Source organism: Salinarimonas rosea DSM 21201 (assembly GCF_000429045.1).
Lineage (GTDB): Bacteria > Pseudomonadota > Alphaproteobacteria > Rhizobiales > Beijerinckiaceae > Salinarimonas > Salinarimonas rosea.
Genome location: NZ_AUBC01000004.1, coordinates 133,428 through 146,096 on the forward strand (window position 1 = coordinate 133,428; position 12,669 = coordinate 146,096).

13 protein-coding genes are annotated in these 12,669 nt (G+C 70.5%); 9 read left to right on the plus strand and 4 right to left on the minus strand.

The genetic code is table 11. From position 1 onward, the window contains the following. Positions 1–60: 60 nt before the first annotated feature. The 8 genes from G407_RS0102950 to G407_RS25405 all read left to right on the plus strand — a co-directional run bounded on the left by G407_RS0102950 (position 61) and on the right by G407_RS25405 (position 5,001). Positions 61–243, plus strand: coding sequence for a hypothetical protein (locus tag G407_RS0102950; protein ID WP_029029606.1), 183 nt, complete (start codon positions 61–63; stop codon positions 241–243). A 120-nt stretch (positions 244–363) separates the two neighbouring features. Then, positions 364–1,113: an electron transfer flavoprotein subunit beta/FixA family protein gene (locus G407_RS0102955; protein ID WP_029029607.1), complete on the plus strand. Its 750-nt coding sequence runs from the start codon at positions 364–366 to the stop codon at positions 1,111–1,113. Between the two features lie 2 nt (positions 1,114–1,115). Then, the gene (locus tag G407_RS0102960) at positions 1,116–2,051 is read left to right on the plus strand and encodes an electron transfer flavoprotein subunit alpha/FixB family protein (RefSeq protein ID WP_029029608.1); all 936 of its coding nucleotides are present in this window, start codon (positions 1,116–1,118) and stop codon (positions 2,049–2,051) included. A 171-nt stretch (positions 2,052–2,222) separates the two neighbouring features. Then, a complete protein-coding gene (locus G407_RS0102965; protein WP_043538790.1) occupies positions 2,223–3,098 on the plus strand; it encodes a 3-hydroxybutyryl-CoA dehydrogenase in 876 nt (291 codons plus the stop codon). Between the two features lie 235 nt (positions 3,099–3,333). Then, on the plus strand, positions 3,334–3,543 hold the full coding sequence (locus tag G407_RS0102970) for a cold-shock protein (RefSeq protein WP_029029610.1): 210 nt from the start codon (positions 3,334–3,336) through the stop codon (positions 3,541–3,543). A gap of 136 nt (positions 3,544–3,679) precedes the next feature. Beyond that, positions 3,680–3,871, plus strand: coding sequence for a hypothetical protein (locus tag G407_RS0102975; RefSeq protein WP_029029611.1), 192 nt, complete (start codon positions 3,680–3,682; stop codon positions 3,869–3,871). After that, positions 3,868–4,224 carry a DUF6481 family protein gene (locus G407_RS0102980; RefSeq protein WP_029029612.1) on the plus strand — a complete coding sequence of 119 codons (357 nt, stop codon included), beginning with the start codon at positions 3,868–3,870 and terminating at the stop codon, positions 4,222–4,224. The genes G407_RS0102975 and G407_RS0102980 overlap by 4 nt, the downstream gene beginning before the upstream one ends. A 15-nt stretch (positions 4,225–4,239) precedes the next feature. Next, positions 4,240–5,001: a lysophospholipid acyltransferase family protein gene (locus G407_RS25405; protein ID WP_084327241.1), complete on the plus strand. Its 762-nt coding sequence runs from the start codon at positions 4,240–4,242 to the stop codon at positions 4,999–5,001. Between the two features lie 25 nt (positions 5,002–5,026). Here G407_RS25405 and G407_RS25410 read toward each other — a convergent pair whose 3' ends face one another. The 4 genes from G407_RS25410 to trhA all read right to left on the minus strand — a co-directional run bounded on the left by G407_RS25410 (position 5,027) and on the right by trhA (position 11,644). Next, complete coding sequence (locus tag G407_RS25410) at positions 5,027–7,960, minus strand: FAD-binding and (Fe-S)-binding domain-containing protein (RefSeq protein WP_084327243.1); 2,934 nt, start codon at positions 7,958–7,960, stop codon at positions 5,027–5,029. A 22-nt stretch (positions 7,961–7,982) separates the two neighbouring features. Further along, on the minus strand, positions 7,983–9,074 hold the full coding sequence (locus tag G407_RS0102995; protein WP_029029613.1) for an enolase C-terminal domain-like protein: 1,092 nt from the start codon (positions 9,072–9,074) through the stop codon (positions 7,983–7,985). A 10-nt stretch (positions 9,075–9,084) separates the two neighbouring features. Continuing rightward, the gene (locus tag G407_RS0103000) at positions 9,085–10,842 is read right to left on the minus strand and encodes a thiamine pyrophosphate-dependent enzyme (RefSeq protein ID WP_029029614.1); all 1,758 of its coding nucleotides are present in this window, start codon (positions 10,840–10,842) and stop codon (positions 9,085–9,087) included. Positions 10,843–10,957: 115 nt separating this feature from the next. Continuing rightward, positions 10,958–11,644: a PAQR family membrane homeostasis protein TrhA gene (gene trhA / locus G407_RS0103005; RefSeq protein ID WP_052340883.1), complete on the minus strand. Its 687-nt coding sequence runs from the start codon at positions 11,642–11,644 to the stop codon at positions 10,958–10,960. Positions 11,645–11,750: 106 nt separating this feature from the next. Between trhA and G407_RS0103010 the strand changes: the two genes are divergently transcribed. Further along, positions 11,751–12,581, plus strand: a complete 831-nt coding sequence (locus tag G407_RS0103010) for a polyphosphate kinase 2 family protein (protein WP_043538793.1) — start codon at positions 11,751–11,753, stop codon at positions 12,579–12,581. The last annotated feature ends 88 nt before the right edge of the window (positions 12,582–12,669 follow it).

A 12,669-nucleotide genomic window follows, 5' to 3' on the forward strand; every position in this document is an offset into this window, starting at 1 on the left:
CGGCGATGACGGCGTCGTCGTCCGCGGCGTCCCGAGATCCTCGGCGTCGCGCCTGGGGACGTGCACGGTCTCCTCTCCGCCAAGGCCGGCACGCCGATCGCCCTGCTCGCACGAGCCGCCGAGGCCCTCGAGGCCCGCCTCCTGATCGGCCTCGAGCCCGCCCGGGACGGTGCGCAGAGCGGCGACGACCCGCCGCGCGCGATCTCGCGCGACGGGGAGCGATTGGCCTTTTTCGCGCGTTGACAAGGAAGAACGCGCCTCTGTACGGTCCGCACGCCTTCGTATTCACGCCTCGCGAGGCCACGCCCGCGGGCGGCCGGCGGGGCGCGCGGCGCAGCGCACCACGACAAGGACGGTCAACACATGAAGATCCTCGTGCCTGTGAAGCGGGTCGTCGACTACAACGTGAAGATCCGGGTCAAGCCGGACGGCTCCGGCGTCGACCTCGCCAACGTCAAGATGTCGATGAACCCCTTCGACGAGATCGCCGTCGAGGAGGCGATCCGGCTCAAGGAGAAGGGCAAGGCGACGGAAATCGTGGCCGTCTCGATCGGCCCCCAGCAGGCGCAGGAAACGATTCGCACCGCTCTCGCCATGGGCGCCGATCGCGGCATCCTGGTGAAGACCGACGGCGTCGTCGAGCCGCTCGCCGTGGCGAAGATGCTCAAGGCGATCGTGGCGAACGAGAGCCCGGATCTGGTCATCATGGGCAAGCAGGCGATCGACGACGACTGCAACCAGACCGGCCAGATGCTGGCGGCTCTCCTCGGCTGGGCGCAGGGCACCTTCGCCTCCAAGGTCGAGCCCGGCGAGGGCACGGTCGACGTGACACGCGAGGTCGACGGCGGCCTGCAGACTGTGTCGCTGAAGCTGCCGGCCATCGTCACGACGGACCTGCGCCTCAACGAGCCGCGCTACGCCAGCCTGCCCAACATCATGAAGGCGAAGAAGAAGCCGCTCGAGGAGACCTCGCCGGAGGCGCTCGGCGTCGACGTCGCGCCGCGCCTGACCGTGGTGAGCACGGCCGAGCCGCCCAAGCGCCAGGCCGGCGTCAAGGTAGGCTCCGTCGAGGAGCTGGTGCAGAAGCTCAAGAACGAAGCGGGAGTGCTCTGATCATGGCGATCCTCGTCCTCGCGGAACACGACAACGCGGCGCTCAAGGACGCGACGCACAAGACGCTCGCGGCCGCCGCCGCGATCGGCTCGCCGGTGCACGTCCTCGTCGCCGGCTCCGGTGCGGGTGCGGTCGCGCAGGCCGCCGCGACGCTCGACGGCGTCGAGAAGGTCCTCCACGCCGACTCGCCGGCCTACGAGCACTTCCTCGCCGAGCCGATCGCAGCGCTGATCGTCTCGCTCGCGGACGGCTACGACGCGCTCGTCGCGCCGGCCTCGACCACGGGCAAGAACGTGATGCCCCGCGTCGCGGCGCTGCTCGACGTGATGCAGGTCTCCGACATCATCGAGGTCGTCGCGCCCGACACGTTCGCGCGGCCGATCTACGCCGGCAACGCGATCCAGACGGTGACCTGCGCCGAGCCGAAGAAGGTGATCACGGTGCGCACCGCCTCCTTCCAGGCCGTCGGCACCGGCGGCTCGGCGGCGATCGAGACCGTGGGCGCCGTCGAGGATCCGGGCCTCTCGTCCTTCAAGGGCGAGGAGATCGCGCATTCCGACCGCCCGGAGCTGACGTCCGCGAAGATCATCATCTCCGGGGGCAGGTCCCTGGGGTCGCGGGAGAATTTCGAGACCTACGTCGAGCCGATCGCCGACAAGCTCGGCGCGGCGATGGGCGCCTCGCGCGCGGCGGTCGACGCGGGATACGCGCCGAACGACTGGCAGGTCGGCCAGACCGGCAAGGTGGTGGCGCCCGACCTCTACATCGCGGTCGGCATTTCAGGCGCCATTCAGCATCTGGCGGGCATGAAGGATTCGCGCGTCATCGTCGCAATCAACAAGGACGAGGAGGCGCCGATCTTCCAGGTCGCGGACTACGGCCTGGTCGGCGACCTGTTCCAGATCCTGCCGGAGCTCGACGGCGCGCTGGGCAAGTGAACACGGCTCGCAATCGCGGGCCGAATCGGGAATGACGGGCGCGGATCGCCCGCGGCGAAGGCCGTGGGCATCCGCGTCGGTTCGTGTCAGTCTGACGGCCGGGCCCGGCCGGTATCGCGCGGCCACCGGAGACCGGCGCCGCGGCGCGCATCGAGGAACGAGGAAGCTCTGATGGAGATCAAGACGGTCGGCGTCATCGGCGCGGGTCAGATGGGCAACGGCATCGCCCATGTCTGCGCGCTCGCGGGGCTCGACGTCCTCCTCAACGATCTCGACGAGGGCCGCGTCACCGCGGGCCTCGCGACGATCAACGGCAACATGATGCGCCAGGTGGCGAAGGAGCTGATCTCCGAAGCCGACCGCAAGGCGGCGCTGGAGCGCATCCGCCCCGCGGTGGGGCTCGAGGCGCTGCGGCCGTCGGACATCGTCATCGAGGCGGCGACCGAGAACGAGCAGGTCAAGCGCTCGATCTTCACGGCGCTCTGCCCCGTGCTGCGGCCCGAGACGATCATCGCCTCCAACACGTCGTCGATCTCGATCACCCGCCTCGCGGCCTCGACCGACCGGCCGGAGCGGTTCATCGGAATCCACTTCATGAATCCGGTGCCGCTGATGCAGCTCGTCGAGCTGATCCGCGGCATCGCCACCGAGGACCCCACGTTCGAGGCCTCGAAGGCTCTCATCGACAAGCTCGGCAAGGTGACGACGGTGGCGGAGGACTTCCCCGCCTTCATCGTCAACCGCATCCTGCTGCCGATGATCAACGAGGCGATCTACACGCTCTACGAGGGCGTCGGGTCCGTGGACGCCATCGACACCGCCATGCGGCTCGGCGCGAACCACCCGATGGGCCCGCTCCAGCTCGCGGACTTCATCGGCCTCGATACGTGCCTGTCGGTGATGCAGGTGCTCCACGACGGCCTGGCCGACACCAAGTATCGGCCCTGCCCGCTTCTGGTGAAGTACGTGGAAGCCGGCTGGCTCGGCCGCAAGACGAAGCGTGGCTTCTACGACTATCGCGGCGAGCAGCCGATCCCGACGCGCTGAACCGCTGCGCGGATCGTGCCGAACGACGACGAATTCGTTCGCGGGCGTTTCCGGCCCTTGTGCCGGGGCGCCCGATCGTCTATGTAAGGCGTACGATCTTTTGGCCGACTTGACGTGCCGTATCGTGCCGGCGCAGCCGCACGAGCGTTCGACTTCTCTTCCGAAATTTCGACGACCCTGACCGCGCGGGCCTCGGGCACCGGCGCCTGCGCACCTATCTGACTGGATACGACTCATGACGAACGGCACCGTGAAGTTCTACAACGACCAGAAGGGCTACGGATTCATCCAGCCCGACGACGGCTCCAAGGACGTGTTCGTGCACGCGACCGCGCTCGAGCGCGCCGGCATGCGCGGCCTCGTCGAGGGCCAGAAGGTGGCCTTCGACACGGCTCAGGATCGCCGCACCGGCAAGATCGCCGTGGACAACATCCAGGCCGCGTGAGGCCTCTGGCGCCCCGGCGCATGCGATTCGAGCCGCCCCCCATCGGGGGCGGCTCTCGTGTTTGATCGCTCCTGATCGAGGCTTACTCGATCGACAGCTGGCGCCGCGCCGCAGGCCGGCCGCCGAAAGGAGACACATGTCCCATCTCTACAAGGTCGGGCAGCGCGTCCGGCTCCTGCGCGCCCCCGTCCCCGACGGACGTTTCGGCGGCGCCGAGAGCTACGAGATCGTGCGCCTGATGCCGGCGGACCAGACCGGCGAAGCCTCCTACCGGGTGAAGGCCGGAACGTCCGAGCTCGCCGTGCGAGAGAGCGAGATCCAGTCATGAGCGCGTATCGCGAGAAGAGCTTCACCGACCGCCAGAGCGACGCCGCGAGCGCCAAGCGCGCCATGCTGGAGCGCGCCAAGGCGAAGTCGCCGTCGAACGACCCCGCGGCCGCGCAGCGCCGTGCCGAGCGCGAGGCCGCCACCCGCGAGCGCGACGCCCGCCGCGCAGAGCGTGCGGCGACCCGTGCGGCCGAGGCCGAGCGGCTCGAGGCCGAGCGCGTCGCCCGCGAGGCCGAGGCGCGCGAGCGCGCCGCGACCGAGGAAGCGGACGCCGCGCAGCGCGAGGCCGACCTGCTCGCGCAGCAGAAGGCCGCCCGCGATGCCCGCTACGCGGCCCGCAAGGCCCGCAAGTAACCCGAAGGACACCGCGTGACGCCAACCAGCGCGTTTCCCCCGGCGCTCCCCGCCTCGCGGCTCTCGCCGCGCCGTCTCGCCGTCGCGGCGCGGTCGCGCGCCTTCGACCTCTACCTCGCGCTGTGGACGGGCCTGTTCGGCCTCGCGATCCCGATCTTCGCCCTCCTCGGCTCGCCGAGGCCGGCGATCCGGGCGGCGACCCGGGTGTGGGTGCGCGGCGCGTTCCTCGGCCTGCGCGCCATCGTCGGGCTCGGCCATGTCGAGCGCGGGCGCGAGAACGTACCGGCCGGGCCCTGCCTCGTCGTGGCGAACCACCAGTCGACCTGGGAGACCTTCGCGGCCCTCGTGCTGTTCCCGGACGTCGCGATCGTCGCCAAGCAGGAGCTCCTGCAGATCCCGGTCTTCGGCTGGTACCTGCGTCGCTCCGGCATGATCGTGATCGACCGCGCCAGCGGCGGCAAGGCGCTGCGCGAGATGATCGAGCAGAGCCGCGCCACGCTGGCCGAGGGCCGCTCCGTGCTCATCTTCCCGGAAGGCACGCGCCGCGCGCCGTCCGACCCGATCGTGTTCAAGCGCGGGGCGGAGCTGCTCTACAAGGCGCTCGGCGTCCCGGCCCTGCCGATGGCCGTCGATTCGGGGCTGTACTGGCGCAGCCGCTCCCCGCGCCGCGCGGGCACGATCCGCGTCACCTACGCCGCGCCGATCGCCCCGGGCCTCTCCGCCTCCGCCTTCGCGGAAACCGCCGAGGCCGCGCTCGAGGCCGCGCGGCGGGCCTGACGCGAGCGCACGGCGCGCACGAGGCTCACAGTCCCATCCGTTCCGCCAGCAGCTCGGCGACGTGGCGCGTCTCGCGCCCGGCGCCCTGCTCGATCTGCTCGCGGCACGAGAAGCCGTCGGCGAGGATCACGGTCTCGTCGCCCGCCTCCCGCACCATCGGCAGGATCACCCGCTCGCCGCAGGCCTGCGCCGTCTCGTAGCTCTCCTTCGCGAAGCCGAAGGAGCCGGCCATGCCGCAGCAGCCGGACGGCGCGATGCGGGCGTCGAGGCCGAGCTTCTCGAGCAGCGCCCGTTCGGCCGTGTCCTTCAGCACCGCATGGTGGTGACAGTGGATCTGGACGAGCGCCTCGTCCTCGATCCGCGGCAGGTCGAAACGGGCGTCGTTCGCCATCACGAAATCCGAGAAGTACGACACCTGGCCCGACAGCGCCCGCGCCCGCGAATCGTCCGGGAAGAGATTGACGAGCTCGTCCTTGAAGGCGGTGGTGCAGGCGGGCTCGAGCCCGATGATCGGCGTGCCGGCGGCGATCTCGTCCTTCAGCGACGTCAGCGTCTCGAACCAGAGGTTCTGCGCCGTGCGCAGGAAGCCCTCGGCGTAGAGCGCGCGCCCGCAGCACAGGCGCCGCGGCGGGATCTCGACGCGGTAGCCGGCGCGCTCCAGCACCTTCGTCGCCGCGATCAGCGTGTCCGGCCGGAAATGGTCGTTGAACGTGTCGGGCCAGATCAGCACGCGCTCGCCTCCGCGCGGCCGGTCCTCGCGGGCCTCGAACCAGGCGCGGAAGGTCTGCGGCGCGAAGGCGGGGATGGTGCGCTCCCGCGCGATGCCGCCGATGCTCTTCGCCAGCCCGGACAGGCCCGGCAGCCGCATGGCGAGGTTGACGAGCCGCGGCATCCGCGAGCCGAGCTTCGCCCACAGGTGGATGAGCCCCATGGAATAGGCCGCTCTCGGGCGCAGCTTGCCCTTGTAGTGGTGCGCCCGGAATTCCGCCTTGTAGGTCGCCATGTCGACGTTGACCGGGCAGTCGCTCTTGCAGCCCTTGCAGGCGAGGCACAAGGACAGCGCCTCCTCGACCTTCTGCGCCTCGAACCCGCCTTCCATGGCGCCGCCGTGCAGCATCTCGAACAGGAGCCGGGCGCGCCCGCGGGTGGAATGCTCCTCCTCCCGCGTGACCATGTAGCTCGGGCACATCACGCCGCCCTCGGAATCAAGCCGCCGGCACTTGCCCACACCGACGCAGCGCTCGGCGGCGGCGACGAAGCCGCCCTCCTCGTGGAAGGAGAAGAAGGTCCTGGGCTCCTCGGGCGCGTAGCGCGGGCCGAGCCGCAGGTTCGAGGTCGCCGGGTACGGGTCGAGGATCTTGCCCGGGTTCATGAGGCCGTCGGGGTCCCAGATCTGCTTGAACTCGCGGAACGCGGCGAGCATCTCCGGGCCGTACATGCGCTCGAGCAGCTCGCCGCGCGCCTGCCCGTCGCCGTGCTCGCCCGACAGCGATCCGCCGTAGCGCACCACGAGATCGGCCGCCTCCGAAAGGAAGCGTGACCACTCGGCCACGCCGTCCTCGTGCTTCAGGTCGAACGAGACGCGGCAATGCACCAGGCCGTCGCCGAAATGGCCGTACATCGGCGAGACGTAGCCGTATTTCTCGTAGAGCGCCTGGAGGTCGCGGGTGTAGGCGCCGAGCTTCTCGGGGGGCACCGCCGTGTCCTCCCAGCCCTCCCAGGTCTCGGGGCGGTCGGGAATGTAGGCCGAGCCGGGCAGGCCCGCCTCGCGCACGCTCCAGACCTTCGCCGCCTTCTCCGGCGCGGCGAGGACGCGCGCGGGCACGCCCTTCGCCTCGTAGGCGCGGCGGAGCGCGTGCGCCTTCTCCTCGGCCTCGGCGCGGTCGAAGGCGCCGAACTCGACCACGAGCCAGCTGTCACCCTCGGGGAGGACCGTCATGTCCTCCTCGTGCAGGTGCTTGCGCTGCATGGCGTCGACGAGGAAGCCGTCGACCCCCTCGATGGCGATCGGGCCATGCTCCCGGACGGCGACCACCTCGTCGGCGGCCTCGTAGATCGAGGCGAAGGAGAGCACGCACAGCACCCGCTCGGGCGGGCTCTCGATCAGGTCGAGCGTGGCGCCGAGGATCGCGACGCAGGTGCCCTCGGTGCCGACGAGCGCCTTCGCGACGTCGAAACCGTGCTCCGGCAGGAGCTTGTCGAGATCGGCGAAACCGGAGACGCGGCGGGGGATGTCGGGATAGCCCTCGCGCAGCAGGCGGGCGTGCGTCTTCCGGAAGGCGTCGAGCTTGTCGTAGAGCTCCGCGCGGGGGCCGCCCTCGGCGCGGATCGCCGCGAGATCGGCGTCGGAAGTCTTGCCGACGGTGAGCCGCAGGCCCTGCGGCGTCACGAGGTCGAGCGCCTCGACGTTGTCCGCCGTCCGCTTGCCGATCACCGAATGCACGCCGCAGGAATTGTTGCCGATCATGCCCCCCAGCGTGTTGTGGCTGTGGGTCGCCGGATCGGGGCCGAAGGTGAGGTGATGGCGCTCGGCCTGCGCCCGCAGGACGTCGAGCACGCAGCCGGGCTCGACCCGGGCGAGCCGTCGGGCGGGGTCGATCTCGAGCACGCGCCCGCAATGCTTCGACCAGTCGATCACGACGGCCGTGTTGGTGCACTGCCCCGCGAGCGAGGTGCCGCCGCCGCGCGAGAGGATCGGCGCCTTGTGGCGGGCCGCGATGCGCACCGCCTCGGCGGCGGCCTCGACGGAGCGCGGCACGACGACGCCGATCGGCACCTGGCGGTAATTCGACGAGTCGGTGGCGTAGAGCGCCCGGTCGCCATCGGAGAAGCGCACCTCGCCGTCGACATGCGCGGCGAGGTCGCGCGCGAGCGCATCCGCGTCCCCGTCGAAGCGCGCGGCCTCGGTGGCGATGCGGCCGGAGGCGGTGCGCTCGACGATCCGGGCGGGTGCGTTCATGGAGGTCTCCTCGCGTGGTCGGTCAGACGGCGAAGCGCTCGGCGTCCTTCGCCTTGAAGGTCAGGCCGTGGCCGGGCCTGTCGTTCGGCGCGATCGCGCCGTCGCGCGGCACGGGCGCGCCGTCGAGGAGCATGGCCTCGATGCGCACGTGGTCGTGGAACCACTCGAGGTGACGGCACCCCGGGGCGGCGAGGCATGCGGGCAGGTGCAGCGCCGGCGCCGTGTGGGCCGAGATCGGCACCGCGAAGGCCTCCGCGAGCGCCGCGGCCTGGAGAAAGCCCGTGTAGCCCAGGGCGCGGGTCGCATCGATCTGCAGGCAGTCGACGGCGCGCGCCTCCAGCAGCCGCCGCGCGTCGTGCGGCCCCCAGACGTATTCTCCGGCCGCGCAGTCGATGGCGCCCGGGAGCCCGGCGCGCACGAAGGCGAGCCCGTCGAGATCGTCGGACGTGACGGGCTCCTCGTACCAGTCGACGCCGAACGCGTCGGCGAGCTCGGCCATGGCGAGCGCCTCGCGCGGGGTGCAGGCGCCGTTCGAGTCGATCATCAGGACCGCCTCCCCGATCGCCTCGCGGGCGACGCGCATGCGCCGCTCCTCGACGTCCCGGTCCGCGCCGATCTTCATCTTCACGCGCCCACAGCCGTCCTCGCGGACCCAGCGGCCGAGCTGATCGGCGAGGCGGGCATCGTCGTAGCTGGTGAAGCCGCCCGAGCCGTAGATCGCGACCCGCTCGCGCCGCGCGCCCCACAGCTCGGCGAGCGGCAGGCCGACGAGACCCGCCTTCAGGTCCCACAGCGCCGTGTCCACGGCGGAGATCGCCGCGGCGGCGACGCCGGACGCGCCCATGTTGCGCACCCGCCGCCGCATACGGTCCCACAGCCGAGGAACGTCCATGGCGCTCTCGCCGAGGACCACCGCGGCGAGGGTGCGAGACGCGATCCCAGCCGCGGCGGCGTCGCCGTATGCGTAGCCCATGCCCCGCACCCGGCCGGCGACCACCGTCACGACGACGAGCGTGGTCGCGTCCCATTCGAGGGTGCCGTCCGCCTCCGGCGCGTCGGTCGGGATGCGGTAGGCGCGCGCCTCGAGCGCGTCGATGGGGACGGCAGCGACCACGGCGCGTGCCTCAGATGATCTCGCGGACCGTGTCGGAGGCCGCCGTCAGCGCGATCTTGCCGGCGTTCGGCGTGCCGCGGGCGAGGCTCTCGGCGAACTTCGCCGCCTGGCTCGGCTTGATCTTCGGCGGCATCGGCGGCTCGTGCGGGTCGACGACGGCCTCGACCAGCACCGGCCCCGGCGTCGCGAGCGCCTGGCGCAGCGTCTGCGCACATTCTGCCGGGTCCGTGATCGTGAAGGAGACGAAGCCGCAGCCCCGCGCGATCGTGGCGAAATCGACCGGCTCGAGCTCGCAGCCGTATTCCGGGTTGCCCAGGAAGACCATCTGCTCCCACTTGATCTGGCCGAGCGTGTTGTTCTTGATCACGATGACCTTCACGTCGAGGTCGTACTTTTTCGCCGTGATCAGCTCGCTCATCAGCATCGACAGCCCGCCGTCGCCGACGAAGGCGATCACCGGACGGCCCGGGTAGGCGATCGCGGCGGCGTTGGCGTAGGGCAGGCCGCAGGCCATGGTGGCGAGGTTGCCCGAGCACGAGAACATCATGTCCCCGCGAATGTCGACGTGGCGCGCGATCCAGGTGGTGATCGTGCCGGAATCCGTGGTGAGGATGGCGTTCTCCGGGATGAGCTTGTTGAGCTCGTGCGCCACCACCTGCGGCTTCATCGGCATGTCCTGCCGCGTGCCGCGCTCGTCCATCAGCGCACGCCAGTCGCGCATGCCCGCCTGTGCCTCTTCGAGGAACGAGCGGTCCTGGCGGTAGTCCAGGCGCGGCATCAGCATCTCGAGCACGCGCACGGAATCGCCGACGAGGGCGGCGTCGACGTCGTAGCGCAGCCCGATCCGCTGCGGGTCGATGTCGATCTGGACCGCCTTCGCCTGGCCCGGCGTCGGGTAGAACTCGATGTAGGGATAGGACGAGCCGACGATCAGCAGCGTGTCGCAGCTCTCGAGCGCCTCCTGCGAGGGGCGCGTGCCCAGGAGCCCGGTGCCGCCCGTGGTGAGCGGATGGTCGTCGGGCACGACGCCCTTGCCGAGCAGCGGCTTGACGATGGGTGCGCCGAGACGCTCGGCGAGCGCGATCACCTGGTCGCGGGCGCCGAGCGCGCCGCGGCCGGCGAGGATGACGGTGCGCTTGCCCTCGTTGAGGATCGACGCCGCCTCGGCGATCTGGTGCTCGGTGGGGATGTGGGCGCTCTCGGCCATGCGGTCGGAGACGTGGCCGGCGATGTTGCGCTTCGAGCGGTAGTCCGCCTTCACCGGCTGGGACTGGGTGTCCACCGGCATCGTCACGTGCGCGACGCCGCGATACGCCAGCGCCGAGCGGCAGGCGAGCTCCACCACGTTGCGGGTGTGGGCGGGGCCCATGACGCGCGCGTTGTAGACGGAGACGTCCTGGAAGACCTTGTCGAGCTCGACGTCCTGCTGCGTGTGTGTCTGGATCAGGTCGTGGAACTGGAGGCCGGTGATGGCGAGGACCGGCTGCCCGTCGAGCTTGGCGTCGTAGAGGCCGTTGAGCAGGTGGATCCCGCCGGGGCCGGAGGTGGCGAGGCAGACGCCGAGCTTGCCGGTGAACTTGGCGTAGCCGCAGGCCATGAAGGCCGCGCCCTCCTCGTGGCGCACCTGCACGAAGCGAATCTCGTCGGCGCGCTTGCGCAGGCTCTCGATGATCCCGTTGATCCCGTCGCCGGGAAGGCCGAAGATCGTGTCGACACCCCACTCGATCAGCGTGTCGACGAGGACGTCGGCGGCGGTCTTTGATGCCATGGGATCGTCTCCTCTGCTGCAGGCACGGCGGCGGCGCACGCACCGCCTCGGCCGGTCAACAGGGAGCCGATGGGATCGTTCCTGTGCTCGGAGGGCTATCGCAACGATTGCAGCCTCAACCCTTGGCGAGCACCATCGCGTCGAACACCGCGAAGTACATGAACGTCGAGGCCGCCAGCACGAAGGCGTGCCAGACCGCGTTGTGGAAGCGCAGCGACTCCCACAGGTGGAAGACGATCCCCGCCGTGTAGGTCGCCCCGCCGATGGCGATGAGCCACAGCGTGGTCGGGGTCAGCGCCTCGAGCAGCGCCTCCCCGCCGAGCACGCCGCTCCAGCCCATGCCGAGGTAGAGCAGGATCGCCGCACGGTCCCAGCGCCCGGGGAAGACCAGCTTCAGCGTCACCCCGATCGCCGCCGCGCCCCACAGGATGACGAGGAGCGGCGCCGCGTGCGCGGCATCGATCTGCGTCAGGAAGGGCGTGTAGGTGCCGGCGATGAGGACGTAGATCGCCGCGTGGTCGAAGCGGCGCAGGATCCATTTCGTGCGCGAGGCGGGATAGAGGTTGTACAAAGCCGAGACGCTGAGCACCGTGACGAGCCCGAAACAGTAGATCGCGATCCCGGTCATCTCCAGCGCACCGGCGCGGTCCGCGGCGAAGAGCGTGATCAGCACGACCCCCACGAGGGCGAGCTTGACGCCGAGCGCGTGCACGATCCCGTCCGCGATCAGCTCGGCGCGGCTGTAGTCCCACTTCACGCGCGCCGGCGGCACGTACCGGACGGGGGAACGATCCTCGGTCATGCGCGCTCCTCCTCGATCGCTCCTCGCGGCGCGCGTACCGATCGCAGCGCCCTTGCGGCGGAAGCGAAACGAGGCTTCCCTGAACGACGTTCCAGGGGAGCATACCATGAAATCGGACGACAACCGCCTCGTGAACGAGGATTTCTCCCTCGCCGCCGTGGACTTGAGCGAGCGGATCGAGGAGGACACCTACGCCGCCGAGGAGGCGCGGCTGCAGACCGAGCTCAAGCGGATTCAGCAGGCCTACCTCCATACCGGCGAGCGGGCGCTCGTCGTCTTCGAGGGCTGCGACGCGGCCGGCAAGGGCGGGACGATCCGGCGCATGGCGGGCGCCATGGACCCGCGTGGCTTCAAGGTCTGGCCGATCGGCGCCCCCTCCCCCGCCGAGCAGCGCCACCACTACCTCCACCGGTTCTGGTCGCGGCTGCCGGCGGCGGGCGAGATCGTGGTGTTCGACCGCTCCTGGTACGGGCGGGTCCTCGTCGAGCGCGTGGAGGACCTCGCCACCGAGGCGGAATGGCGCCGGGCCTACGGCGAGATCGTCGCCTTCGAGCGGATGCTGCGGGACGACGGCGCGCGCTTCGTGAAGATCTTCCTCCACATCTCGCAGAAGGAGCAGCGCAAGCGCTTCATCGAGCGCCTGCGCGATCCGCTCAAGCGCTGGAAGCTCTCCTACGAGGACCTGCGAAACCGCGAGAAATGGCCGCACTACGAGACCGCCGTCGAGGACATGGTCCGGAGCACCTCGACCGCCCGCGCGCCCTGGGCGGTGATCTCCTCCGAGCAGAAGAAGTCCGGTCGCATCAAGGCCTTGCAGACGATCGTGGACACCCTCTCGCACGGCGTCGATCTTTCCCCGCGGCCTCTCGACCTCGGCCTGCTCGAGCAGGCGGAGAGCAAGCTCGGGATCGATCCGCGCGACGTCGTCGACACGTAGACCTCGAAGGCGGGCGCGAGCGCGGCTTTACGTTTCTTCACGTGCTGTTCGCACCTGCGAAACGGCGATATGGGAGACGGGAGCAGGG